General features: G+C 65.9%; 24 protein-coding genes. 9 read left to right on the top strand and 15 right to left on the bottom strand.

Annotation, left to right across the window (positions count from 1 at the left end; genetic code table 11):
- Positions 1-245: 245 nt before the first annotated feature.
- Complete coding sequence (locus RS899_RS10525) at positions 246-413, top strand: hypothetical protein (protein WP_175405560.1); 168 nt, start codon at positions 246-248, stop codon at positions 411-413.
- A 53-nt stretch (positions 414-466) separates the two neighbouring features.
- Here the strand turns inward: RS899_RS10525 and otsA are convergent, their stop codons facing one another.
- From otsA to otsB, 3 genes are read right to left on the bottom strand one after another with little or no spacing between them, the layout of a single operon-like run.
- Positions 467-1,876, bottom strand: coding sequence for an alpha,alpha-trehalose-phosphate synthase (UDP-forming) (gene otsA / locus RS899_RS10520; protein ID WP_054909220.1), 1,410 nt, complete (start codon positions 1,874-1,876; stop codon positions 467-469).
- Positions 1,858-3,657, bottom strand: a complete 1,800-nt coding sequence (locus RS899_RS10515; protein WP_315809854.1) for a glycoside hydrolase family 15 protein — start codon at positions 3,655-3,657, stop codon at positions 1,858-1,860. Before RS899_RS10515 ends, otsA begins: the two co-directional genes overlap by 19 nt.
- Entirely contained in the window at positions 3,654-4,466 is an 813-nt protein-coding gene (otsB, locus tag RS899_RS10510) for a trehalose-phosphatase (protein WP_315809853.1), read from the bottom strand. The genes RS899_RS10515 and otsB overlap by 4 nt, the downstream gene beginning before the upstream one ends.
- Before the next feature lie 433 nt (positions 4,467-4,899).
- On the opposite strand from otsB, the gene RS899_RS10505 reads away from it, so the two are divergent.
- Positions 4,900-6,126, top strand: coding sequence for an EAL domain-containing response regulator (locus RS899_RS10505; RefSeq protein ID WP_315809852.1), 1,227 nt, complete (start codon positions 4,900-4,902; stop codon positions 6,124-6,126).
- Between the two features lie 395 nt (positions 6,127-6,521).
- The gene (locus tag RS899_RS10500; protein WP_315809851.1) at positions 6,522-7,394 is read left to right on the top strand and encodes a hypothetical protein; all 873 of its coding nucleotides are present in this window, start codon (positions 6,522-6,524) and stop codon (positions 7,392-7,394) included.
- Positions 7,395-7,421: 27 nt separating this feature from the next.
- On the opposite strand, the gene RS899_RS10495 is transcribed toward RS899_RS10500, so the two are convergent.
- A complete protein-coding gene (locus RS899_RS10495; RefSeq protein ID WP_315809850.1) occupies positions 7,422-8,336 on the bottom strand; it encodes a LysR family transcriptional regulator in 915 nt (304 codons plus the stop codon).
- Positions 8,337-8,441: 105 nt separating this feature from the next.
- Here RS899_RS10495 and RS899_RS10490 point away from each other — a divergent pair, with 105 nt between their 5' ends.
- Positions 8,442-9,443, top strand: coding sequence for a zinc-dependent alcohol dehydrogenase family protein (locus tag RS899_RS10490; RefSeq protein ID WP_315809849.1), 1,002 nt, complete (start codon positions 8,442-8,444; stop codon positions 9,441-9,443).
- 78 nt (positions 9,444-9,521) lie between these two features.
- Positions 9,522-10,415, top strand: a complete 894-nt coding sequence (locus RS899_RS10485) for a LysR family transcriptional regulator (protein ID WP_315809848.1) — start codon at positions 9,522-9,524, stop codon at positions 10,413-10,415.
- Between the two features lie 33 nt (positions 10,416-10,448).
- Here RS899_RS10485 and RS899_RS10480 read toward each other — a convergent pair whose 3' ends face one another.
- The 3 genes from RS899_RS10480 to RS899_RS10470 are packed head-to-tail and all read right to left on the bottom strand — an operon-like array spanning position 10,449 to position 12,858.
- Positions 10,449-11,492, bottom strand: coding sequence for an NAD(P)-dependent alcohol dehydrogenase (locus RS899_RS10480; RefSeq protein ID WP_054909228.1), 1,044 nt, complete (start codon positions 11,490-11,492; stop codon positions 10,449-10,451).
- 21 nt (positions 11,493-11,513) lie between these two features.
- Positions 11,514-12,518: an aldo/keto reductase gene (locus RS899_RS10475; RefSeq protein WP_054909229.1), complete on the bottom strand. Its 1,005-nt coding sequence runs from the start codon at positions 12,516-12,518 to the stop codon at positions 11,514-11,516.
- A gap of 10 nt (positions 12,519-12,528) precedes the next feature.
- Positions 12,529-12,858 (bottom strand): carboxymuconolactone decarboxylase family protein, encoded by a 330-nt coding sequence (locus RS899_RS10470; RefSeq protein WP_315809847.1) that lies wholly within the window; start codon positions 12,856-12,858, stop codon positions 12,529-12,531.
- A gap of 258 nt (positions 12,859-13,116) precedes the next feature.
- Between RS899_RS10470 and RS899_RS10465 the strand changes: the two genes are divergently transcribed.
- Positions 13,117-14,100 (top strand): aldo/keto reductase, encoded by a 984-nt coding sequence (locus tag RS899_RS10465; protein ID WP_315809846.1) that lies wholly within the window; start codon positions 13,117-13,119, stop codon positions 14,098-14,100.
- Between the two features lie 42 nt (positions 14,101-14,142).
- Here RS899_RS10465 and RS899_RS10460 read toward each other — a convergent pair whose 3' ends face one another.
- Positions 14,143-15,072, bottom strand: coding sequence for a carbon-nitrogen hydrolase family protein (locus RS899_RS10460; protein WP_233298398.1), 930 nt, complete (start codon positions 15,070-15,072; stop codon positions 14,143-14,145).
- Positions 15,073-15,101: 29 nt separating this feature from the next.
- Entirely contained in the window at positions 15,102-16,346 is a 1,245-nt protein-coding gene (locus RS899_RS10455) for an MFS transporter (protein ID WP_315809845.1), read from the bottom strand.
- A 158-nt stretch (positions 16,347-16,504) separates the two neighbouring features.
- Here RS899_RS10455 and RS899_RS10450 point away from each other — a divergent pair, with 158 nt between their 5' ends.
- Positions 16,505-17,431: a LysR substrate-binding domain-containing protein gene (locus tag RS899_RS10450; RefSeq protein WP_054909234.1), complete on the top strand. Its 927-nt coding sequence runs from the start codon at positions 16,505-16,507 to the stop codon at positions 17,429-17,431.
- 90 nt (positions 17,432-17,521) lie between these two features.
- Here RS899_RS10450 and RS899_RS10445 read toward each other — a convergent pair whose 3' ends face one another.
- The gene (locus RS899_RS10445; protein WP_315809844.1) at positions 17,522-17,761 is read right to left on the bottom strand and encodes a cytoplasmic protein; all 240 of its coding nucleotides are present in this window, start codon (positions 17,759-17,761) and stop codon (positions 17,522-17,524) included.
- Between the two features lie 143 nt (positions 17,762-17,904).
- Here RS899_RS10445 and RS899_RS10440 point away from each other — a divergent pair, with 143 nt between their 5' ends.
- A complete protein-coding gene (locus RS899_RS10440) occupies positions 17,905-18,603 on the top strand; it encodes an MOSC domain-containing protein (protein ID WP_315809843.1) in 699 nt (232 codons plus the stop codon).
- A gap of 1 nt (position 18,604) precedes the next feature.
- On the opposite strand, the gene RS899_RS10435 is transcribed toward RS899_RS10440, so the two are convergent.
- A complete protein-coding gene (locus tag RS899_RS10435) occupies positions 18,605-19,555 on the bottom strand; it encodes a DMT family transporter (RefSeq protein ID WP_315809842.1) in 951 nt (316 codons plus the stop codon).
- A 137-nt stretch (positions 19,556-19,692) separates the two neighbouring features.
- On the opposite strand from RS899_RS10435, the gene RS899_RS10430 reads away from it, so the two are divergent.
- On the top strand, positions 19,693-20,607 hold the full coding sequence (locus RS899_RS10430) for a LysR substrate-binding domain-containing protein (RefSeq protein ID WP_315810423.1): 915 nt from the start codon (positions 19,693-19,695) through the stop codon (positions 20,605-20,607).
- Here the strand turns inward: RS899_RS10430 and RS899_RS10425 are convergent.
- The 4 genes from RS899_RS10425 to RS899_RS10410 form a co-directional block, all read right to left on the bottom strand.
- On the bottom strand, positions 20,578-21,069 hold the full coding sequence (locus RS899_RS10425; RefSeq protein WP_054909239.1) for an HIT family protein: 492 nt from the start codon (positions 21,067-21,069) through the stop codon (positions 20,578-20,580). The genes RS899_RS10430 and RS899_RS10425 overlap by 30 nt on opposite strands.
- Positions 21,070-21,128: 59 nt before the next feature.
- Entirely contained in the window at positions 21,129-21,818 is a 690-nt protein-coding gene (locus RS899_RS10420; RefSeq protein WP_425475326.1) for a class I SAM-dependent methyltransferase, read from the bottom strand.
- A 17-nt stretch (positions 21,819-21,835) separates the two neighbouring features.
- Positions 21,836-22,222, bottom strand: a complete 387-nt coding sequence (locus RS899_RS10415; protein WP_054909240.1) for a hypothetical protein — start codon at positions 22,220-22,222, stop codon at positions 21,836-21,838.
- 104 nt (positions 22,223-22,326) lie between these two features.
- Positions 22,327-22,758: an Rrf2 family transcriptional regulator gene (locus RS899_RS10410; RefSeq protein WP_064979827.1), complete on the bottom strand. Its 432-nt coding sequence runs from the start codon at positions 22,756-22,758 to the stop codon at positions 22,327-22,329.
- Between the last annotated feature and the right edge of the window lie 92 nt (positions 22,759-22,850).

Raw genomic sequence — 22,850 nt, 5'->3', positions numbered from 1 at the left:
GGCGATGAGCTGAATGCGTAGTGAAGAGGTGCCGAGGAGATGGAGCATCTTGTAGAAGAACATCAAGTCGCGGAACTCGTTACTGGGCAGGCAGCCCATGCAGAATACAAGGTTTGGCGCATATTCATAGCTTTTTTTCACGACCAGTGGTGATTTTGACAAATGGTCGAGCTATCCCGGCGCTTTGAACAAAACAGGTGTAGTCTGCCGGTGCCGGTTTGGCGCCCCAACGCATAGGTGACTTCATGACTGATTCACAGCTGATTCGCGAACGTTCGGAGCTTGATGAAAAGATTGCTGCCTTCCTCTCCCAGGGCGGTGAAATCCAGGAAATCCCCGTTGGCCAACTGGCGGTGAAGGTCGAGAAAAAATCGCAGTGGGCGAAGTCCGACAGCAAGAAACCAACCGCCTGAGCGCACCTGCCCGCTCGAAAAAAGCCCCGCCGAAGCGGGGCTTGTTGTTTGCGTCAGTGACTCAGGTAGTGATTGGACAACCAGTTCAGCGCCCTCCCCGGCCGGGTCAGCGCATCGATGAAGCTGGGGCCCCAGAAGCGGATGTCGTTGGCTTCCAGCACCGCGTACATGTCGCGGTGGCGCGCCTGGCGCTCCTTCAGCGGCATGCGCAGCGCCTGCGCCATGGCATCGGCGAGGGCGCCGCGATCATGGGGATTGATGATCAGCGCGCCACCCAGTTCGGCGGCCGCACCGGCGAACTGGGAAAGAATCAGCACGCCGGGATCGTCCGGGTCCTGGGCGGCGACGAATTCCTTGGCAACCAGGTTCATTCCATCGCGCAGCGGCGTCACCAGGCCGATCCGCGCGTGGCGCATGACCATGGCGATGTCTGCTCGCTGGTGGTTGCGCGCCACATAGCGCAGCGGCACCCAGGACACCGCGCCGAATCGCCCGTTGATATGCCCTACCCGCGCGCTGACGGCGGCGTCGATGTCGGCGTACTCGGGGATGTCCTGGCGGCTGCCCGGTGAAATCTGCAGGCAGGTGACGCGGTTGTGCCAGTCCGGATTGAGTTCGAGGAAGCGCTCGTAGCCATCCAGCCGGTTGACGATGCCCTTGGAATAGTCGAGCCGGTCCACCCCCACCATCAGCGCACGGCCGCCCAGGCTCTCGCGCAGGTCTTCGGCGGCCTGGCTCTGCGATGCTTCCTCGGCGAGACGGCGGAAACCGGCGGCATCCACGCCCACCGGGAACACGCCCACGCGAAAATGCTGGTCCTCCAGGTGGTAGCGCCGACCATCGGGGGTCGCCGCGCCGACCACTCGCGTGAGGTAACGGGCGAAGTTGCTGGCGTCGTTCTCGGTCTGGAAGCCGATCAGGTTGTATTCGGTGAGCGCGCGGATCAGTTCGTCGTGGTGCGGCAACGCGGTGATGAGGTCGGCCGGCGGCATCGGGATGTGCAGGAAGAAGCCGATGCGGTTGCCGTGCCCGCGCTGCCTCAGGGCTGAGGCCAGGGGGATCAGGTGGTAGTCGTGGACCCAGAGGACATCGTCCTCTTCCAGTAGCGGGCTCAGGCGTTCGGCGAAGAATTCGTTGACGCGCTGATAACCGCCGAACTCGGCCTCGTTGAACTCGGCAAGATCCACCCGGTAATGCAGGATCGGCCAGAGCACGCGGTTGGCGAAGCCGTTGTAGTACTCGTCAAAATCCTGCGGGTGCAGGTCGGTGAGGATGTACTGCAGGTTGTCGCGCTGTACCACGGTCAGCGGGCCCGGCTCCTCGGCCTTCTCGCCGCTCCAGCCGAACCAGATGCCCTCGCGGTTGCGCATGGCGGCTTCCACCGCCACGGCCAGCCCGCCCGGCGCCGGGCCGTTCTCATCGGGAATCGCGACCCGGTTGGATATCACCACGAGGCGCGGCATAGGCCTTCCTCCCAGCCAATGGAAAGACGCATGGCCGAGTTGATCAGCCCCGCCATGGAATAGGTCTGTGGAATGTTCCCCCAGAGTTCGCCGGTATGCGGGTGCAGGTCCTCGGAGAGCAGCCCATAGCGGTTGCGCGCGGCGATGAGCTGTTCGAACAGCTGGCGCGCCTCCTCGGTACGGCCGATGGCGGCCAGCGCGTCGAGGTACCAGAACTTCACCACCAGGAAGGCGGTTTCCGGCACGCCGAAATCGTCCGCTGCGGCGTAGCGCAGCATCTGGCCGTTGACGTTGAGCTCGCGGCCGATGCATTCGACGGTCGCGATAAAGCGCGGATCGTCAGCTTCGATGATCCCCAACTCGTTCATCAGCAGCACGCTGGCGTCGAGGTCGTCGTGGCCGAAGGCGCCGGTGAAGCACTGCTTCTTCTCGCTCCAGGCCTCGGCGAGGATGTGTTCGCGCAGGTTGGCCGCCTTGTCCATCCAGCCAGCGGCTTCCTCGCTGCGCCCCAGGCGCCTGGCGATGCGCCCGACGCGGTCGGAGGCGACCCAGCAGAGCAGCGCGGAATGCGTATGGACACGCTGGCGGCCGCGGTACTCCCAGATGCCGGCATCCGGCTCGAAAGCGGCGTGCACGGCCTTGGCGGCTAGGCTTTCCAGCAGGTGCAGCATGCCCTCGCTGCTCGGGTTGGGCAGGCGCTCGTCGACGAAGCTCTGCAGGACCGCCAGGGCAACCGAGCCGAACACGTCATGCTGGTTCTGTTCCACCGCCTGGTTGCCGACACGCACTGGCGCGTGATTGAGGAAACCGGCAAGGTCCGGCTCGACGCGTTCGGTGGTGTCCTGATTGGGAATGATCCCGTACAGCGGCTTGAGCTCGGCGTCGCCGCTGGCCACGGTGGTGATGAAGTCGATGTAGCCCTCCATGGTCCGCGTCGCACCCAGGCGGTTGAGGGCGAGGATCACGAAGTAGGCGTCGCGCAGCCAGCAGTAGCGGTAGTCCCAGTTGCGCTGGGAATCCGGCGCCTCCGGTATGGAGGTGGTGGCGGCCGCGATAATCGCGCCGGTGTCCTCGAAGTTGCACAGTTTCAGGGTGATCGCCGAGCGGATCACCACCGCCTGCCACTCGAAGCAGATCGCCAGGCCACGCACCCAGTCGTGCCAGTGGTTCTGGGTGCGCTTGAGGTAATCGCGGACGACTTCGCCCGGAGCATTGTCCAGCGGTTCGTCGAGGCCGATCACCAGGCTCACCGGGTGACGCAGGGCGAACGGTGTTTCGTGCTGGATGTAGGCCAGCGGCGCGTCAGTGGTCAGGCGCAGCGGCTCTTCGCCCTCCAGGTAGCGGATATGGCTGGAGCCCGTGACGCCCTGGCTGGGCTTGCCGTAGCCGTGGGTCGGACGCACACGCAGGGTGATTTTCGGCACGCCTTCGATGGGCTCGACCAGCCGGCACAGCTGCGCCGGGCGATAGACGTGGCCGTGCTGCAGGAAGCGTGGGGCGAAGTCGGTGATGCGCACCGCGCCACCGCTGTCATCGCGCAGCACGGTGGTGATGATCGCCGTGTTGCGCTGGTAATCGGACGTGCTGCTGATCTGGTTCTCCAGCACCACATCGGCGAAACCTTTTTCGTCGTCCCCGGCCAGCAGCCGGGAGAAGGTCGGGTCACTGTCGAAATTCGGGTAGCACCACCAGACCAGTCGCGCCTGCGGGTTGACCAGGGCGGCCACCCGGCAGTTGCCGATCAGGCCCAGTTCCAGAGCACCTTCGTGCCGGTTCGTCATCGGTGGTTTCCTCCTGCTTGCATCAGTGCATGACGGACTTGCTGCGCATCGCTGAAGACGGCGCTGGCGCCGGGCAACGCGCGCCCGACGGACAGCCCGAGGCCGCCCAGCGTCGGCATCAGCGCGATGGCGGGCTCGTCGGTGACGTCGTCCCCGATGTACAGCGGCAGGCGCCCGGCGAAGCCCGGCATTTCCAGCAGCCGCTGGACCGCGCGGGCCTTGTCGACGCCTTCGTTGACGACTTCGTAAACCTGCTTGCCATTGAGCAGCCGCAACCCGGTACCTGCCGGCGAGCGCAACAACGACTGCAACTCGACGCGCAGATCGGTGGCCAGCGAGGGTACGGAGCGGTAGTGCAGTGCAAAGCTGCTGCCCTTGTCCTCAACATGGATTCCGACATGCCGGTTCGCCAGGGCGTTCAACTGCACTCGCACGCTGGCGGGCAGGTCCCTGGTGGTACGACGCAACGGGCTGTCGCCGCTCTCGCGCCAGTGGGCGCCATGACCGCCGCTGGCGGCGAGACGCAGGGGTTGGAAGAGCCGGTCGAGTTCTTCGACCGGGCGGCCGCTGATCAGGGCCAGGGCACCATCGAGTCGGCGATGCAGGTGCGTGAGCGCATCGAGCAGCCCGGGCGGTACGACGACCGCGCCGGGTGATTCGGCGATGTCCAGAAGGGTTCCGTCGACATCCAGGAACACTGCGGTCTGCTGAGGTCGGCTGAGCCAGAGGTTCAGCAGCGCAGTGGCTGAGGCCTCGCTTTGCGGGACCATGGCCGTGTCGACAGGTCCCCTCGATGCGGGACGTGACATGAGCCATTTCTCCTTGTTCAGGGCGTGCCGCGCGGCCGTGGGTAGCCAGTGCGGACGTGAAAGGGAGCACAAGGACCCTAACATGGGAGGCCACCAGGGTCGACCTCGGATTGCCCTGGCTGCCCTGCCGGGAAGGCTCGAGCCAGAGCTGGCGGCATCTGCGTCACATCGAACTGCCGCTGGCCCTGCCGGTGGCCGCTGTGGTCGGGGACGCTGGGCATTCGCCACCTCGACGGCGGTGCTGCATGGAAGCGCCGGGCGACCGTGGCGTCGGCAGTGGCGCTCAACCGCTTCCGCCAGGGATACGGAAGAAGCTGACAAACCGGAAGCGGTTCCGATGGGATTTCCCTGACAGAAGAACTGGAATCATCCGCCTCACATCAAGGGCAGCGTTCCTGAGAATACACAGGGCCAATCTTCCGTGAGAAAACCCATGCCTCCGCTCTCCGCGCTGGTACTCCAGGCTTCCGGCCTGCACCGCTCGACCGCTGTCACCGCACTGCATCATCTGGGCTACAGCTTCCTGTCGGAAGTTTCCAGCAACGCATTCGCTCTGGATCGGCTACGTAGCCAGGGGGGCGTCCACTTGCTGATCTGCGATGTGCGCATCGATCCGGTTGCCCGCCTGGAGTTCCTTCAGACCGTTGCCCGCGAGCGCCTGGCCCACGGCGTGGTGGTCAGCGGGGAGATGGCCCCGGGCACCTGGAGTGCCCTCTCGTATCTCCTGCAATTGCAGGGCATGAAGGTCTTCTGGCTGGGTAACGATGCCGCCACTCTGGAGCGCCTGCGGGCGCTGCTCAGCGACTTCCAGCCATCGAGTGGCCAGCTCGGCCTGCCGCTGGCAGAGAGCGGCACGGCGGACGATGGCGAACCGGCAGGCCTGCCGGCGCGCGGTAAGCTGCGCGCCTACCTGCAACCCAAGGTCAACGTCGCCACGGCGCAGGTCTATGGATTCGAAGTGCTCGCTCGCTGGCAGCTGGAAGATGGCACGGTGCTGCTACCCGCAGAATTCCTGCCCGCCCTGCGCCGCGCCGGCAAGCTCGACGGCATGCTCTTCGAGTTGATGACCCAGGCTGTCGAAGCGCTGCGCGCCCAGGGCAGCAACGAGCTGAAGCTGTCCTTCAACCTGGAAGCCGAGCAGATCGCCCAGATCGATTTCGCCGCCACCGTGGAGAGGAATCTGCGCGGGCTGGACATCGAACCCCAGCGAATCACCTTCGAGCTGACCGAATCCTCGCCGCTGCATGCCCCACCGCTGAGCCTGGAGAACGTGCTGCGTCTGCGCCTGCTGGGTTGCGGCCTGGCCATCGATGATTTCGGTTGCGGACACTCCACCCTGCAGCGCCTGATGGAGCTGCCCTTCACCGAGATGAAACTCGACCGCCACCTGTTGGCCGACGTGAACAAAGGCGACCCGCGCCGCCTGATCGTATTGCGCAATGCCCTGGCGCTGGGCCGTGAGCTGGGGCTGAAGGTCATCGCCGAGGGCGTGGAGAACGCCGTGCAGCTTCGCCAGCTGCAGCAACTGGAGTGCGATTGTGCGCAGGGTTATCTGTTCGGCAAGCCGATGGATGCCAGCCAGATCGGCACCTTCCTGCGCGGTGCACCACTGCGGCTACAGAAACTGGAAGCGGTTCCGGCAATGCGTCCGGCGCAGTGAAGCGCAGAAAAGAAAACGGCTGTTGCGAACTTCCTGTCCGCAACAGCCGTCTGGATTGTCCTCAGCAAAGGACACGGGAATTGTAGGCCATTGGCCATCAAGCCGTCTTCCCAGTTCTCCCGCATGGCCTGCAAATAGACACAAACGCGACAAAGAGCCGCAAATTACCCCTTCGATAGCCACCTATTCGCGGCACATTCGTCCCAATATCGTCGGTCATACAGCGATCGCTGCTGCGTTCCACCTTCACTGGCGTGACGCCCATCACCGCTTTTCGCCCTAGCCCGCCGATGAACTGTCTGGTTACCATGCCGGCCCGCACGCTGGACGCCAGGAAGGCACACAATCAAAAGGATCGCCCCAGCGCCGCCCACCTCTGTATTGGCAGCCGATACATGTCCCAGACCTCCGCGCGTCCGTCCCGTCGCCCGCTATTCCGCCTGGCTCTGACCGGTGCCAGTTTCGTCATCGCCGCCGCCCTGGCCTTCTTCGCCTGGCAGGACTTCTACCCTGTGCAGGCAGCCAATGGCTGGTCCGTCGCGGTTCTGCACCAGAACGTGCAGAAGGCTGCATCGCTGGTCCCGCTTGCCGATGGCGGCCTGCTGGTCAGCCAGGAGCTGAAGAAGGACAAGGGCAACATCCTGCGCATCGCCGCCGATGGCCAGCGCCGGGTCATGGTCGACGGGTTATCCAAGCCTGACGGCATGATCGCCGCACAGGGCGGCTGGGTGTTCAGCCAGGAGTCCGACGGCAGGCCGGTGCAATTGCTCAAGGATGGCAAGATCACCGACCTGTTCATGGGCCAGTCGGTACAGGGCCTGTGGGATGACGGCGAGAATCTCTACGCCATCGAGGACCGCCGCGAGGATGGCCGTCTGCTGCGCTACCGCTGGAGCGATGGCGAGCTGACCGTGCTGCGCGACAAGCTGCAGGAGACCGAATCCGTCACCCGCTGCACCGACGGCAAACTGCTCTACACCGAGAAGAAGAAAGGCGTGGTGCACCAGTTCAGCGATGACGGCAAGGATCCCATCCTGCTCTCGGGCCTGAACCAGCCGACCTTCCTGATGTGCGACGCCCGCGGCCTGTGGATCAGCGAGGACTCCACCCACCGTGCCCGCCTGCTGCTATGGGACGGCAAGGGGGAACCGCGCACCATCCTGTCGTTCCTCAAGGCCCCGCAATCCATCGTGCCGGACGGCAAGGGCGGCTACCTGCTCGCCGAAGGCGGCCGCGACCGCGTCCTGCAACTCACGCCGGGCAGATGACGCCGCCGGGCGGTCTCCAGGGCCGCCCTATTCCTGCCCCGCCGGCATGACCAGGCCGGGTATCACCTCGACCAGCGCATCGATCGCCAGGCGCACCTTGCGCGGCAGCTGAGTAGTCTGCAGCCACGTCGCGTGCACGTCGTAGAGAAAACCCGGCTGCCCTGGCAGCAACTCCTCCAGCGCGCCCTGCGCGATGACTTCCCGCACCAGCCAGTAAGGCAGCCATGCCAGCCCCATGCCGCGTGCGGCTGCATCGGCTATGGCGGCCAGGTCGTCGAAGCGCAACCGGGAGCTCGGCGCGAACTCTTCCGGCGCCTGCCCCTCGCGAGGGAACAGCCAGGGGTTGATCCGCCCGGAGCGGTGGTAGACCAGCAGGCGGTGAGCCGCCAGCTCGGCGATGCCGTCCGGCCGTCCGTGGACCGCCAGATAGGCTGGCGCCGCGCAGACCACCATGCGCTGCCGGCCGATGCGGCGCGCGATGATGCCGTCCCTGGGCTGCGGCTCGCCGGTGCGGATCGCCAGGTCGATCTGCTCTTCCGCCAGGTCCGTCAGCCGGTCGCTGAAACGCAGGTCCAGCTCCAGTCGCGGGTAGCGCTGCGCCAGCTCCAGCAGGACCGGCGCCACGCAGCGCCGGCCGAAATGCACCGGCATGGCCACCCGCAGCCTGCCGCGCGGCTCGGCCACCTCACCGGCGGCGAGGATGTCCGCCGCCTCGGCATCGGCCAGCAGCGCGCGACAGCGTTCGTAGTAGATCCGCCCGGCCTCGGTCAGGCTCTGCCGGCGCGTGCTGCGCAGCAACAACTGGGCACCCAGGCGTTCTTCGAGAAAGCGCACATGCTTGCCCACCATGGGCGCGGACATTTCCAGGGCATCCGCCGCCGCCGCGAAGGACCCGAGGTCCACCGCGCGAACAAAGACTTCCATGCTGGTCAGACGATCCATTCGAAACTCCCGATTTCGACTGAGTGTTTCTATACGCCATTTATTGGGCGAAACCCATGACTGATAGTCGCTTTACGTCAAATCAATTTCGTATGGGAGCATCACATGGAAAGCATCAAGACCCGCGCCGTGCGTTTCCACCAGTTCGGCGGCCCGGAGGTCCTGCGCATCGAACCAGTGGAGGGTCGCCAACCCGGCGTGAACGAAGTGAGCATCCGGGTCAAAGCCCTGGGACTGAACCGCGCCGAAGCGCTGCTGCGGACTGATCGCTACATCGAGAGCCCGCAGTTCCCCTCCGGGCTCGGGCTGGAAGCCACAGGCGTGGTCGAGGCCGTGGGCAGCGCGGTGCGCGGGTTCGCGCCGGGCGACGCGGTGAGCGTCCTGCCGCCGACCTCGATGCAGCAGGACCCTACCCACGCCGAGCGCCTGGTGGTCCCGCAAGCTCGCCTGGTGAAGAACCCGCCGGGGCAGGCCTGGAGCGACGCCGCTGCCACCTGGATGCAGTACCTCACCGCCTATGGCGCGCTGGTCCAGGTAGCCGGGCTGCGCGAGGGGGACTTCGTCGTCATCACCGCCGCGTCGAGCAGCGTCGGTCTGGCCGCCATCCAGATCGCCCGCCGCGCAGGCGCGGTGCCCATTGCGGTGACCCGCACGTCGGCCAAACGCGAAGCCCTGCTGCAGGCCGGCGCCGCCGAGGTCATTGCCAGCGAGGAGGAGAACCTGCGCTCGCGCCTGCTCGAGATCACCGGCCAGGCCGGCGCGCGGGTGGTGTTCGACCCGGTGGGCGGGCCGATCTTCGAACCGCTGACCGCGGCCATGGCCGAAGGCGGCATCCTCATCGAGTACGGCGGCCTGAGCCCCGAGCCCACGCCCTTCCCCCTCTTCGAGGTGCTCAGTCGCTCGCTGGTCCTGCGCGGCTACCGGGTCTACGAAGTGCTCGAAGATCCGCTGCGCCTGCAGGAAGCCAAGGATTACATTCTCGCCGGCCTTGCCGATGGCTCGCTGCGCCCGGTGATCGCCCGCACTTTCGCCTTCGACGAGATCGTCGAGGCCTACCGCTACCTGGAGTCCAACCAGCAGTTCGGCAAGGTGGTGGTCACGCTGTAGGCGCAGCAGGCAACCAGGCGACTCGGATACACTGCATCGGGCGCGGCCCCCTGCCGCGCCCGATGCCGCGGAGTCGAGATGCCAAGGGAAAACTTCAACGACCTGATCGCCTTCGTCACCGTGGCGCGCGAAGGCAGCTTCACCAAGGCGGCGGCGCAGCTGGGCGTCTCCCAGTCGGCGCTGAGCCACACCATCCGCGCGCTGGAAACCCGCCTGGGCCTGCGCCTGCTCAGCCGGACCACGCGCAGCGTCTCCCCCACCGAAGCCGGTGAGCGACTGCTCACTACCCTGGCTCCGCGCTTCGAGGAGATCGAGGCGGAACTGGCGGCCCTCAGTGACTTCCGCGACAAGCCGGTCGGCACCCTGCGCATCACCGCCGCCGAACACGCGGCCAGTACCGTGCTCTGGCCGAAGCTGTCGAAAGTGCTGCCGGACTACCCCGACATCAAGGTCGAGGTCAGCATCGACTACGGCCTGACTGACATCGCCGCGGAGCGCTTCGATGCCGGCGTGCGCCTGGGCGACCAGGTGGCCAAGGACATGATTGCCGTGCGCATTGCCCCGGACCTGCGCATGGCGGTTGTGGCGAGCCCCGGCTATCTCGCGCGCAAGGGCCAACCAGCCGATGTGCCGGCGCTCGCCGGGCATGATTGCCTGAACCTGCGGCTACCGACTTACGGCGGGCTGATGGCCTGGGAATTCAGCAAGGACGGTCACGAGGTGAAGGCCCGCGTCGAGGGGCAACTGACCTTCAACAGCAGCCCGCACATTCTGCGCGCTGCCCTGGATGGCTTCGGCCTGGCCTATCTCCCCGACGACATGGTCATCGAACACGTCGCTGCCGGGCGCCTGGCGAAGGTACTGGAAGACTGGTGCCCGATCTTCCCCGGCTACCACCTCTACTACCCGAGCCGGCGGCAGAAGTCCCGCGCCTTCTCGGTGCTGGTGGACGCACTGCGCCACCAGCAATGAGCGCCGGCCGCCGAACGCGCCCGGCGCAGCGCCTCAAGCCAACGTCGCGAGATCGATGACGAAGCGGTAGCGCACGTCGGAGCGCTCCATGCGTTCGTAGGCGTGATTGATCTCGTCCATGCGGATCATCTCGCACTCCGGCAGGATGTTCTTCCTGGCGCAGAAATCGAGCATCTCCTGGGTTTCGGCAATGCCGCCGATGGGCGAGCCGGCGATGCGCCGACGTCCCAGCAGCAACGGCACGGTGCTGATCTCGTCCACCGGACCGACCTGGCCGACCAGCACCAGGGTACCGTCGACGTCCAGCAGCGGCAGGTAGGGCTTGAGATCATGCTTCACCGGCACGGTGTCGATGATCAGGTCGAAGCCGTTGGCGGCGGCCTTCATCGCATCGGCGTCGGAGGACGCCAGCAGCGCATCCGCACCCAGGTCCAGGGCATCCTGGCGCTTGTCCGCGGTGCGGCTGAGCACGGTGACGCTGGCGCCCAGGCCGACCGCCAGCTTCACCGCCATGTGTCCCAGCCCGCCGAGACCGACCACGCCCACGCGGCTGCCCGGCCCGACGTTCCAGGTGCGCAGCGGCGAATAGGTGGTGATGCCGGCGCACAGCAGCGGCGCGGCCTTGCTAAGGTCCAGGCCGTCCGGCACGCGCAGGACAAATTCCTCGCGCACCACAAGCTGCTTGGAGTAGCCGCCCTGGGTCGCCTCGCGGGTCACGCGGTCACGGTCGTTGTAGGTCTGGGTGTTGCCTTCGCGGCACAGCTGTTCCTCGCCCTTGCGGCACTGGTCGCACACCTGGCAGGAATCCACCATGCAGCCCACCGCCACGGCGTCGCCGACCTGGTAGCGGGTGACCTTCGAGCCGACGGCGCTGACCCGGCCGACGATCTCGTGGCCCGGCACCATCGGGTAGCGGCTGAAGCCCCAGTCGTTGCGCGCCTGGTGCAGGTCGGAGTGGCAGACGCCGCAGTAAAGGACATCCATTGCCACGTCATTGTCGCGCAGCGAGCGGCGTTCGAAGGTAAAGGGAGCGAGCGGGTCCTGCGGGTTCTGCGCAGCATATCCAAGGGTCTTCATCGGCATTGCTCCTCAAGGTCATTAACGGGCCGGGCGGCCTTCGACGGGATAGGCAGGATCGCTGTAGCCGGGAGTGGAGGCGTGGCCGGGCGGCACCAGGCTGTCCACCAGCGCCTCGTCTTCGGCGGTCAGTTGCAGGTCCAGTGCCGGCAGGTAGCCGTCCCAGTGCTCCTCGGTACGCGGGCCGGCGATGATCGAGCTGACCAACGGGTTGTTCAGCACCCAGGCCAGGGCGAACGCGGCCGGCGTGGTACCGCGGGCCACCGCGTGCTCCGCGATGCGCTGGGCGATCTGCAGGGATTCGGGACGCCATTCGGTCTGGTGAATGCGTTTATCGCCACGGCCAACGCGGGAGTCCACCGGCGGTTCGGCGCCGGGCCGGTACTTGCCGGTGAGGATGCCGCGGGCCAGGGGGCTGTAGGGCACCACGCCGATGCCGAAGTGACCGGCGACCGGCAGTTGCTCGACCTCCGCGGTGCGGTCCACCAGGTTATACAGCGGCTCACTGCAGATCGGCCGGTCCATCCCCAACTGGTCGGCCAGGCGTACCACCTCGGCGATGCGCCAGCCGCGGAAGTTGGACAGGCCGTAGTAGCGCACTTTGCCCTGGCGGATCAGCTCGCCCACCGCGCGCAGGCCCTCTTCCAGCGGCGCGGCGACGTCGGTGCGGTGGAAGTAGAGAATGTCCAGGTAGTCGGTGCCCAGGCGCCGCAGGCTGTCCTCCACCGACTGGTAGATCCACTTGCGCGACTGGCCGCGCTGGTTCGGGCCATCGCCCAGGGCATTGCCGAACTTGCTGGCGATCACCCAGTCATCCCGGCGGGCGGCGACCGCGCGGCCGACCACCTCTTCGGAACGGCCCTTGTGGTAGACGTCGGCGGTATCGATGAAGTTGACGCCCTGCTCCAGGGCCTTGTCGATGATGCGCCGCGAGGTCGGCTCGTCGGTCTCGCCGCCGAACATCATGGCGCCCAGGCACAGGGGTGAGACTTTCAGGGCGCTGCGGCCCAGGTAACGGTATTCCATGCAGTACTCCTCAGGCGGAATCGCGCTCGGCAAATACGCGGCGGGCGACGCCCAGTGCGGTGGAGGCCGTGGGCCAGCCGGAATAGAAAGCCAGGTGGGTGATGGCCTCGACCAGCTCCTCGCGGGTCAGGCCGTTGTCCAGCGCCTTGCCCAGGTGAAAATAAAGTTCGTTGGCCTGGTAGCGCGCCACCAGGCTGGCCACGGTGACCAGGCTGCGGTCACGCGGCGAGAGGCCTGGGCGTTGCCAGACATCGCCGAACAGCACCTGGTCGGTGTAGTCGGCCAGCGCCGGGGCGATGTCGCCGAAAGCCTTGTGGGCGGTGGAAGCTGGTTCGCTCATGGGGTTCTCCACTTCGCTGTTCGATAGGCGGACCATGCTAGGTCGCCGCGCGCTATCGATTAAGAGGGGAAACGCGTTTGGACCTATGAAGGACTCTCATGAATGACCGGGCATAATCCATGAGCCACACTCATAGGCGAATGCGCTTCCAGCCGTCTAATCACACTGAAAGTCCTTGAGTAAAGTCCATTCCAGACGTTTCGCCGGGCAATTCTGCCCTTCCCGCTTCAGGACTGACTTTCGATTGGAGAGACCTCGATGGACAAGCGCACACTGGGCCGCACCGGCCTGCAGGTATCGGCACTGGGCTTGGGCTGCATGGGCCTGAGCTACGGCTATGGCCCGGCGGTCGATCGCTACGATGGCATCCGTTTGTTACGCAGTGCCTTCGATAGCGGCGTGACCTTTTTCGACACCGCCGAGGCCTACGGCCCCTTCGCCAACGAAGAGCTGCTGGGCGAAGCCCTGGCACCGGTCCGTGACGACGTGGTGATCGCCACCAAGTTCGGCTTCGCGAGCGGTGACGTCGGCCTCGGCCTGGACAGCCGCCCGGAAAACATCCGCGCCGTGGCGGAGGCGTCGCTCAAGCGCCTGAAGACCGACCGTATCGACCTGTTCTACCAGCACCGCGTCGACCCGAACGTGCCCATGGAAGACGTGGCCGGCGCCGTCGGCGAGCTGATCCGCGAGGGCAAGGTCAAGCACTTCGGCCTCTCCGAAGCCGGTCCGGAATCCATCCGCCGCGCCCACGCGGTGCAGCCGGTGGCGGCGCTGCAGAGCGAGTACTCGCTGTGGTGGCGCGAACCGGAGAAGGAAATCCTCCCGCTGCTGGCCGAACTGGGCATCGGCTTCGTGCCCTTCAGCCCGCTGGGCAAGGGCTTCCTCACCGGTGCTATCGACGAGCGCACGCAGTTCTCGGCCAACGACTTCCGCAACATCGTCCCGCGATTCTCGGAAGAGAACCGCAAGGCCAATGCCGGGCTGATCGAAGTGCTCGGCCGCATCGCCGACAGCAAGGGCGCGACCCGCGCGCAGATTGCCATTGCCTGGCTGTTGGCCCAGCAACCCTGGATCGTGCCGATTCCCGGCACCACCAAGCTGCATCGCCTGGAGGAAAACCTCGGGGCGGCCACGCTGGCACTGGACTCCACCGACCTTGCTGCCATCGAAGCCGCGCTGCGACAGATCGAGATCGTCGGCGAACGCTATCCGGCACACCTGCAGCAACGGGTCGGTCGCTGAGGCGGAGAAAGCCCGGTGCCAGGTGGCACCGGGCATTGGCGGTCAATCTTCGAAAGTGACCGGGCGCAAGGGTGCGGTATTCACCTTCAGCTCGAACACGTCCGGCCGCGCGTAGTGGCCGCACACGTCGAAATCGAGGTTGCCCTGGTTGAGCTGGCCCATGTCGAGGTCGGCATAAAGCTCGGTTTCGCAGTCGAACACCGGCCCGGCCAGCACCTCGCCCAGCGGGCTGACGATCATGCTGCCGCCGCGCATCACGTAGTCGTCGTCCTTGAAGTCCAGGCCGAACGCCTCGCGGTGCTGCTGCGGATACTCGCCCAGGCGGATCGCCTGGCATGCGGAGAGCACGAACACTCGCCCCTCCAGGGCGATGTGCTGCATGGAGCTCGCCCAGGACGGCCGATCATCGGCGGTCGGTGCGCAATACAGTTCCACGCCCTGGGCGTACATGGCCTGGCGCAGCGCCGGCATGTAGTTCTCCCAGCAGATGACACTGCCCAGCACACCGATCTCGCTGTTCACCGGCTCGATCGTCGAACCGTCGCCGAAGCCCCACACCAGCCGCTCCTGGCCCGTCGGCATGAGTTTGCGGTGGTAGCCGGCGATCCCACGCCCCGGCACCAGGGTAACGGCGGTGCAATACAGGGTGCGGCCGAAGCGCTCGATGATGCCGACCACGGTGATCACGCCGGTCTGTTCGACGAACTCGGCCAGCGTGGCCAGCTCGGGGCCGTCCAGCGCCACGGCGCCTTCGACGTAGCGCTGGTACAACTCGCGCCCGGCGCCGCTGCGGTTGCCGATCACGCTGCCGAAGCTGGCGCCCTTGGGATAGCCGCCGATGTAAGCCTCGGGGAAGACCGCCAGCCTGGCGCCCTGCTCCGCCACGCGGCGCAGGATGCCGCCGGCCTTCTCGACGCTGGCCATCGGCTCGTAGGGAACGGCGGCGGCCTGGATGATTGCTACACGGGTCATGGGGACTCCTGACTGCTGGTGAAAAGGGACTAGAAGCGGTTGATGTCGTTGTCGCGGGTTTCCGGCAGGGTCTTCCACAGCACCAGCAGGCACACCAGGGAAACCACCGCCAGATAGGCCGCGGGCAGATTCGCGTCGCCGGTCTGGCGGATCAGCGCGGCGGCGATGAAGGGGCCGGGGCCGGCGAGTATGGCCAGCGCCAGGTTGTGGCCGAGCGCCGCGCCGGTGGAGCGGATCGAGGCCGGGAAGACTTCCACCAGCAACACCACGTCCATCACCGCGGTAATCGCCACCAGTACGCCCATCACCGTCAGGCCGACGAGGATCGCCACCGGGTTGCCGGTGTTGAGCAGCAGGAAGATCGGATAGGCGAGAACCGTCAGCGCGGCAGCCGCGCCGAGCAGCAGCTTGCGCCGGCCGATGCTGTCGCTGAGGCGACCGATCAGCGGGTTGACGATGACGTAGACCACCAGCGCGATGCTGCACAGCCACAGCGCACTGCTGCGCGGCAGGCCGACGGTGCTGACCAGGTGGTTGTTGGCATAGGTGATGAAGTAGTACAGCGAGACGCCAAACAGCGCAGAGAAGGCGAAGGTAGTGATGAACGCGCGGCGGCGCACGGCCTTGCTCGGCGCGTGGACCTGGTGCGAATCACGCTGGCGCACCATTTCCTCGTAGACCGGCGTATCGCCCAGTTTGCGACGGATGAACACGGCGATACCGGTCATCACGATGGACGCCACGAACGGCAGGCGCCAACCCCAGGCCGCCAGTTGCGCATCGTCCAGCGCCGAGGAAATGCTCGCTGCGGTGAAGGTGCCGAACAGGAAGGCCAGCCCCGCCGTGCCGGTGATTACGCTGGCGGCGGTGGCGCGGCGGTTCGACGGCGCGCTCTCGACGATGTAGATGCCGGCGCTGGACCACTCGCCGCCGACCATCATGCCCTGGATGAAGCGCATGGCGATCAGCAGGATCGGCGCGGCGATGCCGATTGCCTCATAGGAGGGCAACAGGCCGATGATGGTGGTGCACACACCCATGCCGAAGACGGTGATGATCAGCACCGCGCGGCGGCCGAAGCGATCGCCGACAGGGCCGAGGATCAGCGCACCGAAAGGCCGCGAGAGGAAGCCGACGGCGAACACCGCCAGCGATGACAGCAGCGACACGCCCGGCGCGCTGGAAGGGAAGAACAGCATGCCGATCACGGCGGCGAAGTAGCCGTAGATGGCGAAGTCGAACCACTCCATGAAGTTACCGATGCCGACCGCCATGGCCCGCTTGCGGATGTCCGACTGCCCACCCCTGGTATGGATACTGCTAGCACCCACGCTTTGCGAAATCGCGTCCACAGGACTCTCCATCCCTTGTTATGTTTGTGTGGACGCCAGACTAGGAAGCCCCACGACCGCAGGGCAAACGATTAGGAAATATGAGCCGGATTAACGTACGTAATATCGCGCGGATCGACCTGAACCTGCTGCTGACCTTCCACTGCCTGATGACCGAGCGCAGCGCCACTCGCGCCTCGGCCATGCTGCACGTGACCCAGGGCGCGGTGAGCTCGGCCCTGCGCCGGCTGCGCGAGCACTTCGGCGATGAGCTGTTCATCCGCACGGCCTCCGGCATGCAGCCCACGCGCAAGGCCATGGAGCTGGCACCGAAGATCGCCGAGGCGTTGACGTCGATTTCCGGGGTGCTGGGCGCCGAACCGGATTTCTCGCCGCGCGACTCCAGCTACGTGTTCAATATCGGCCTGTCCGACGACATCGAGGCCTACCTCGCCCCGCGCATCGTCAATGCCGCAGCAGCAGAAGGCCTGGGCGTGAGCTTCGCCTTCCACCAGAGCAACAGCTCGCTGTGGAAGCAATCGCTGAAGGACCCGGACATGGACTTGGTGATCTGCAGCGAACCCAAGGACTTCAACACCAGCTATTCGTCGCAGGTGCTGTTCTCCTCGTCCTACGCCTGCCTGTTCCGCTCCCGTGGCCGTGCGGCGGATGAGCCGATTGCCCTGGAGGAATACTTCGCCGCCAACCACGTGCGGGTGTCCTACGACGGCCGGCGCGGCTTCATCGACGACATGTTCGAAGCGGCAGGCTACGCGCGGCGCGTCACCGCCTCCTTCACGCATTTCAGTGGCGCACTGACGACGCTGATGAGCAGCGAGGTGATCGCCACCATCCCCAGCTTCGCAGCCGAGAGCTACGCGGCCATGACCGACCTGAGTGTCAGCCCGGTGCCGTTCCCGGTGCCCTCTTTCCGCTGTTTCATGGTCTGGGACATCGCCCGGCACAACAAACCGCACCACGAGTGGCTGCGGCAGTTCATCGGCGAACTGGCGCAGAAGCTCGGCTGACGGGAGCTTTTGATCTCGCAGGAGCGAGCTTGCTCGCAAACAGTTCTCCCGACCACTCGGGCGTCAAGCGGTTCGCGAGCGAGCTCGCTCCTACAGCTTGTCCAACGCCAGGGGGCGATACAGCGGCTCGCTGCTCAGCACCTTGATGCCTTCGGGAGAACTCTCCAACAAGCGACGCTCGCTGTCGGCCACCAGCAGTTCCAGGCCACAACCCAGCTCGCCCAGACAACAGGCAATGCTGCTCACGGCCTCCTTCGCCCACGGCAGGTCGGAATCGAAATGGCCGAGCAACCGGCCATGGTGCTGAATGATCAGACGGTACTTCTGCATGGAAATCTCTCGACGAAGAATCGGACTGGAATGAACCTTGGTATCGAATCGAAACCTTGACAGAGCCTACCGATCTGGCAGATTTTGTCCAGGTAGTTTTTGATCGATACCATATTCACCGGCTTCACCAGGAGTGTTCCGCGATGAACCTACCCTCCATTCGCCTCGATGCCCTTCTCACTGGCCGCGCCGTGCCTTTCACCCGGCCAGGCTCGCGCAGCGCCATTGCCAAGCTGCCGCGCCAGGCGGCACTGAGGGTGACCAGGCTGGGCCTGGAAAGTGATGAACAAGGTGATCTACGCGTGCACGGCGGGGTGGAAAAGGCCATTCACCACTACCCCCGCGAGCACTACGCCGACTGGTCTGCCGAACTAGGCGAACACCCGCTGCTGAGCCAGCCCGGCGCATTTGGCGAGAACTTCAGCAGCACCGGCTGGACCGAGCGCGATCTCTGCCTGGGCGACCGCATACGCGCCGGCACGGCGTTGCTGGAGGTGTCGCAGGGGCGCATGCCTTGCTGGAAGCTCAACGACCGCTTCGACGTGGTGCAAATGGCCCTGCGGGTGCAGGAGTCGGGACGAACCGGCTGGTACTACCGGGTACTGGAGGAAGGCACCGTGGCCGCCGGTGCGACACTGGAAGTGGTCGAGCGTCCGTATCCCGACTGGTCGCTGCAACGGCTCTCCGCCGTGCTGTTCGACAAGCGTGTGGATGCCGATGTCCTGCGCGAATGCCTGGAACTGCCGCTACCGCCCAACTGGCGCCGCACCCTGTCGCGGCGCCTGGAGAACGGCGCGGTGGAAGACTGGAGCCCGCGCCTGGAAGGCGCGCCGAAAGCCTGACTCAGGACTCCACGGCGCGAGCCGGAACCTGAGCCGGCGCGCGGTGCAGGCCGATGGCCCAGAGCACGCCAACGGTGAGCAGGACAATTGCCAGCGCCTCCATCGGACCGGGCAAGCGCTGCTCGTTGATGTAGGCATAGGCGCAGGCGAACAACGTCTCGAAAACGATCAACTGCCCGCCCAGGCTCATCGGCAAGCGGCGCGTCGCTGCGTTCCACAGGCCATTGGCGACCCAGGAACCAAACACGGCGAGGAACAGCGACACCCAGAGGAACGCCATCCAGCGCTCCGCGGAAATGCCACTGGGCACTGCCTGCGGTGCAATCAGCACGCCGACGCCCGCCAGCATCACGGCCATCACGCCCGTCACCACGCCGATCAGCGTCGACCATTCGTGACTGTTGAAGTGGCTGGCCTTCAGGTAGCGCGCGTTGGCGCTGGCATACCAGGACCAGCAGGCTACGCCGCAGAAGCCGCAGACAATGCCAAGAATGCGCTCGCCCGAGGTACTGCCGGCCGCCATCAGGGCCGAGGGGTCGAGGTTGATGCAGAGGATGCCCAGCGCCACCAGGGCCAGCGGCAGCTTCATTCGCGACAGCGGCAGCGAATCATGTTCCGAACGGCTCTGGTAGGCGATCGCCAGCGGCATGATGCCGTTGATCAGCGAGGCCGCCGCCACGCCGGCGAACTGCACCGCCGCCGAGAGCAGCGCGAAGTACAGCAGGTTGCCGGCCAGGGACAGGCGCACCAGCATCGAAAGGTCTTCGCGGCTGACCCGGCGCAACAGGCCGAGGGCCACCGGCAAGGCGATCAGCAACGAGATGGCGCCATACAGCGCGAAACGCACGGAGCTGATCAGCAGCGGGTTGAATTCCGGCACCAGCGACGGCGCCAGGATCACGCCACCCCAGATTGCGCCTGCCATGCCTGCGTAGACCACCCCGCGTTTCATCTCCAACGACCTCGATACTGCAATGAATGCCTAGAAAGTGCCGCCACGGTAGCCGCTGTGCTAGCTTCTGACCAAGGATAAATCCGCACCGAGACATTCCCCGGAGGAATGCCAGACGCTTTCACTGGAGCCCCGTCATCAGCCGATATCTGCGCACCCTGCCGCCCCTGGAAACCCTCATCACCTTCGAGGCCGTTGGCCGCTGCGGCAGCTTCACCCAGGCCGCCACCGAGCTGTTCCTCACGCAGAGCGCAGTGAGCAAGCAGATGCGGGCGCTGGAAAGCAGCCTCAAGGTGCCGCTGTTCGAGCGCAAACCGCGTGGCGTCACCCTCACCGCTGCCGGCGCGGAGCTGCTGAGCACCGTGGACATGCTGCTTGAGCGCCTGCAGCACAGCGTGCGGCGCATCCGCAACGTGCACCAGAGCAACGCCGTGTCGGTACTGGCGACCCACGCGATGGCGCAGTTCTGGCTGTTTCCCAGGCTGATCGAGTTCAACAAGGCGCATCCCGGCATTGCCGTGCACGTGCACGCGATCAACGAGATGGACGAAGCCAGCTTGGTGGATTTCGACCTGGGCATCCTCTACGGCGCAGGCGACTGGACCACACTGGACAGCCGCTTCGTGCTGCCGGAGGTGGTCTACCCTGTCGCCCGCCCGGACTTCGATGCCTCGCGCATCACTAGCCTCGAGCAGCTTGCCGCCGCACCGCTGGTGCAACTGGATACCTCGGCCTGGAGCTGCCTGGACTGGCACGACTGGTTCGGCCACTTCGGCAAGGATTACCAGCCGGCGGAAAGCGACCCGGTGTTCAACCAGCTCACCCTCGCCTACCGCGCCGTGCAGCAGGGCATGGGCATCGGCCTGGCCTGGGGCTTCATGGCCGACGAAGCGGTGGCCAGCGGCGAAATGCAACGGGTGACCGACCTGGCGATGGTCACCGAGCGCGGCGAATACCTGGTGTCGCTACGCCATCGAGAACTGTCTCCGGCAGCCCGGCTGTTCCATGACTGGTTGCTGGCATCACTGGGCCTGGATGAAGCGACCGCGTAGCAGCTCGATCACCTGCCCGATCGACGGCCCCTGCACCGCTGGCGGTACGGGCGCCTCGCCGAACTCGCGCCAGACGAACAGGGTCAGCTCGGCGCCGTCGGTCTGGGTGGCGGCATCCTCGATATGGGCGAACTGGCTCAGCGTTCGATAGCGCTCATCGGCCCAGAACAGCTCCTCCACCCAGGCGTACACCGGGATGAAATGGAAGTGGATCGGGAAGCCCGGCGAGTGACCGAAGCGGCCGATGTACAGCCATTTGGGCTGCAGCGTCTGTTCGAGGATGCGCTGGACCTTCGCCATCAGCCCGCCCATTTCCGCCAGCGCGGCTTCCGGCAGGTCGGCCAGGGAGCCCACCGGCTGCTTCGAACCGAGCATCAGGTAACCCGGCAGGGCGGACGCCAGATGGTGGTTGAGCAGCCAGTGCTCGGTCTGGTGGATGACGTGGGAGGAAGGAATCTGCATCGACTGGCGTCCGGCGAAACGGGACGCCAATCTAGCAGACACAGCTCTTGCAAGGGCGCTCAGGCGAGCGCGACCCAGCCGCGGAAGGCGAAACCGACGTAGAAGGCCTCGATGCGACTGAAGCCGGCCTCCCAGAGCAGCGCTTCGTCCTGCTCGGGAGTGAGGATGTTCAGGTGCGCGTCCACGGCGCTGCGCGCCTGCTGGGCGTTGGCCGGCTCCATCCCCGAGCTGACGGCGAAATCGGCATAGCGCGACAGCCAGCGCGCCCGCTCGCCAGCGCCTTGCGGTACGCACAGATGCGCCATGACGAAGGCAGAGCCGGGCTTGAGCCGGGAGTGGATCTCGCGCAGCGTGCGCAGGCGCTCCGCCTCGGGCAGAAAGTGCAGCGTCAGCAGGCAGGCGCCACCGTCGAACGGGCCTGGCGGTGCGTCATCGATATAGCCCTGCAGCAGGTCGGCCCGGCGTGCGTGCGGCCCCAGCATCTGCGCGGCCACCGCGAGCATCTCGGCGGAAGGGTCTAAGCCCGTGAAGCGCCAGGACGGCTGCGCCTCGGCGAAGGCCCGTAGCTCCATGCCGCCACCCGCGCCGAGCACCAGCAGGTGGCCGTCGGGCGGCGCATTCTCGGCCAGCAGGATGGCGGCCATGCGGTGCAGGTCGAACAGGCCGGGGACGAAACGTGGCGGATTTTCCGCATAGCGCGCGGCGGCATCAGGATCGTGGAACGGGGCCATCAGTTCGGAGTGGTTCACGGCGAGTCCTTTCGACGTCATTCGGAGGCGAACAGCTTTTTCAGTTCCCGCTCGCGGACGGCCTTGGCCATGGCGGTGAGGAACACCTTGAACAGCAGGCCGCAGAACAGAGCGGTCAAGGCGACGGTGAAGAAGGTCGCCACCAGCCAGTCGACCGCCGCCCAGCCGCTGGCGATCACTACCGGACGGTAGACCAGGGTGCCGGCGATCACCACCCAATGGCTGAAGCAGTAGAAGCACTGGAACAGGTGGCCGACCTGCGGGTGGGCCTTCCAGGCCAGCGCGCGCAGGGGTGCGAAGAGTTCGGTCTGGGTGACGGTCATGGACAGGGCGGATGCGGCGATGGCAAGCGCCAGGCAGGTCCACAGCGCACCGGCCAGTGGCGAGTTCAGGAGGTCGATCATGGGAGGGTTCCTGGTGGGTTCGGATTCTTTCGTTACTTTTAAAGTATCGTGATTGAACACACAGGGTCAACGCTCGGTATCGAGCGATGTTCATCGAGGGAGGGTCAGCGGTCCTGCGGGTAAAGCGTGCTGAAACGCTCGGCGAGATCGGCCAGCGACACGGCGCCCAGGCGTTCCAGGAGGATCGCCGTGGCCTGCTCCATGGCGTCCTGCAGCGCGGCGTTGACCACCTTTTCCACCAGGCAGCCCGGGTGCGCGTTGTCGAAACCCATGGCGAACAGGCGTTCGCTGCCCACCGCGCGGTAGACGTCCAGCAGCGTCACCTGGCCGAGGTCGCAGTCCAGCGTCCAGCCGCCGCCGTGGCCCTTCTCCGAGCGCACGTAACCAGCCTCGCGCAGCCCGCCCATGGTCCGCCGGACCACGGCCGGGTTGGTGCCGAGCATCCGGGCGATGCGTTCGGAGGTCACGGGCTGGTCGTCGCGGGCCATGTGCAGCAGCACGTGGAGCATGCGCGAGAGGCGGCTGTCGGTTCTCACTGCGGAATCTCGAAGGGAAATGCGCTGGCATCATCGCACCCCGCCGCTGCGCGGTTCAAACCCGCCCGCCACTGGAATTGCCATGGGAATGG

It is taken from the genome of Pseudomonas sp. C9-3 (assembly GCF_032392015.1).
Classification (GTDB): Bacteria; Pseudomonadota; Gammaproteobacteria; order Pseudomonadales; family Pseudomonadaceae; genus Pseudomonas; species Pseudomonas nitroreducens.
This window is presented reverse-complemented; position numbering and strand designations above follow the sequence as displayed.

What these genes read in the sequence shown, in the direction of transcription:
- otsB (WP_315809853.1), bottom strand. Translation starts at nt 4,466, where the DNA reads ATGTCACGTCCCGCATCGAGGGGACCTGTCGACACGGCCATGGTCCCG.
- RS899_RS10525 (WP_175405560.1), top strand. Translation starts at nt 246, where the DNA reads ATGACTGATTCACAGCTGATTCGCGAACGTTCGGAGCTTGATGAAAAG.
- RS899_RS10455 (WP_315809845.1), bottom strand. Translation starts at nt 16,346, where the DNA reads ATGGCGGTCGGCATCGGTAACTTCATGGAGTGGTTCGACTTCGCCATC.
- RS899_RS10415 (WP_054909240.1), bottom strand. Translation starts at nt 22,222, where the DNA reads ATGATCGACCTCCTGAACTCGCCACTGGCCGGTGCGCTGTGGACCTGC.
- RS899_RS10440 (WP_315809843.1), top strand. Translation starts at nt 17,905, where the DNA reads ATGAACCTACCCTCCATTCGCCTCGATGCCCTTCTCACTGGCCGCGCC.
- RS899_RS10470 (WP_315809847.1), bottom strand. Translation starts at nt 12,858, where the DNA reads ATGAGCGAACCAGCTTCCACCGCCCACAAGGCTTTCGGCGACATCGCC.
- RS899_RS10465 (WP_315809846.1), top strand. Translation starts at nt 13,117, where the DNA reads ATGGACAAGCGCACACTGGGCCGCACCGGCCTGCAGGTATCGGCACTG.
- RS899_RS10445 (WP_315809844.1), bottom strand. Translation starts at nt 17,761, where the DNA reads ATGCAGAAGTACCGTCTGATCATTCAGCACCATGGCCGGTTGCTCGGC.
- otsA (WP_054909220.1), bottom strand. Translation starts at nt 1,876, where the DNA reads ATGCCGCGCCTCGTGGTGATATCCAACCGGGTCGCGATTCCCGATGAG.
- RS899_RS10480 (WP_054909228.1), bottom strand. Translation starts at nt 11,492, where the DNA reads ATGAAGACCCTTGGATATGCTGCGCAGAACCCGCAGGACCCGCTCGCT.
- RS899_RS10425 (WP_054909239.1), bottom strand. Translation starts at nt 21,069, where the DNA reads ATGCAGATTCCTTCCTCCCACGTCATCCACCAGACCGAGCACTGGCTG.
- RS899_RS10490 (WP_315809849.1), top strand. Translation starts at nt 8,442, where the DNA reads ATGGAAAGCATCAAGACCCGCGCCGTGCGTTTCCACCAGTTCGGCGGC.
- RS899_RS10500 (WP_315809851.1), top strand. Translation starts at nt 6,522, where the DNA reads ATGTCCCAGACCTCCGCGCGTCCGTCCCGTCGCCCGCTATTCCGCCTG.
- RS899_RS10435 (WP_315809842.1), bottom strand. Translation starts at nt 19,555, where the DNA reads ATGAAACGCGGGGTGGTCTACGCAGGCATGGCAGGCGCAATCTGGGGT.
- RS899_RS10505 (WP_315809852.1), top strand. Translation starts at nt 4,900, where the DNA reads ATGCCTCCGCTCTCCGCGCTGGTACTCCAGGCTTCCGGCCTGCACCGC.
- RS899_RS10515 (WP_315809854.1), bottom strand. Translation starts at nt 3,657, where the DNA reads ATGACGAACCGGCACGAAGGTGCTCTGGAACTGGGCCTGATCGGCAAC.
- RS899_RS10450 (WP_054909234.1), top strand. Translation starts at nt 16,505, where the DNA reads ATGAGCCGGATTAACGTACGTAATATCGCGCGGATCGACCTGAACCTG.
- RS899_RS10475 (WP_054909229.1), bottom strand. Translation starts at nt 12,518, where the DNA reads ATGGAATACCGTTACCTGGGCCGCAGCGCCCTGAAAGTCTCACCCCTG.
- RS899_RS10460 (WP_233298398.1), bottom strand. Translation starts at nt 15,072, where the DNA reads ATGACCCGTGTAGCAATCATCCAGGCCGCCGCCGTTCCCTACGAGCCG.
- RS899_RS10495 (WP_315809850.1), bottom strand. Translation starts at nt 8,336, where the DNA reads ATGGATCGTCTGACCAGCATGGAAGTCTTTGTTCGCGCGGTGGACCTC.
- RS899_RS10485 (WP_315809848.1), top strand. Translation starts at nt 9,522, where the DNA reads ATGCCAAGGGAAAACTTCAACGACCTGATCGCCTTCGTCACCGTGGCG.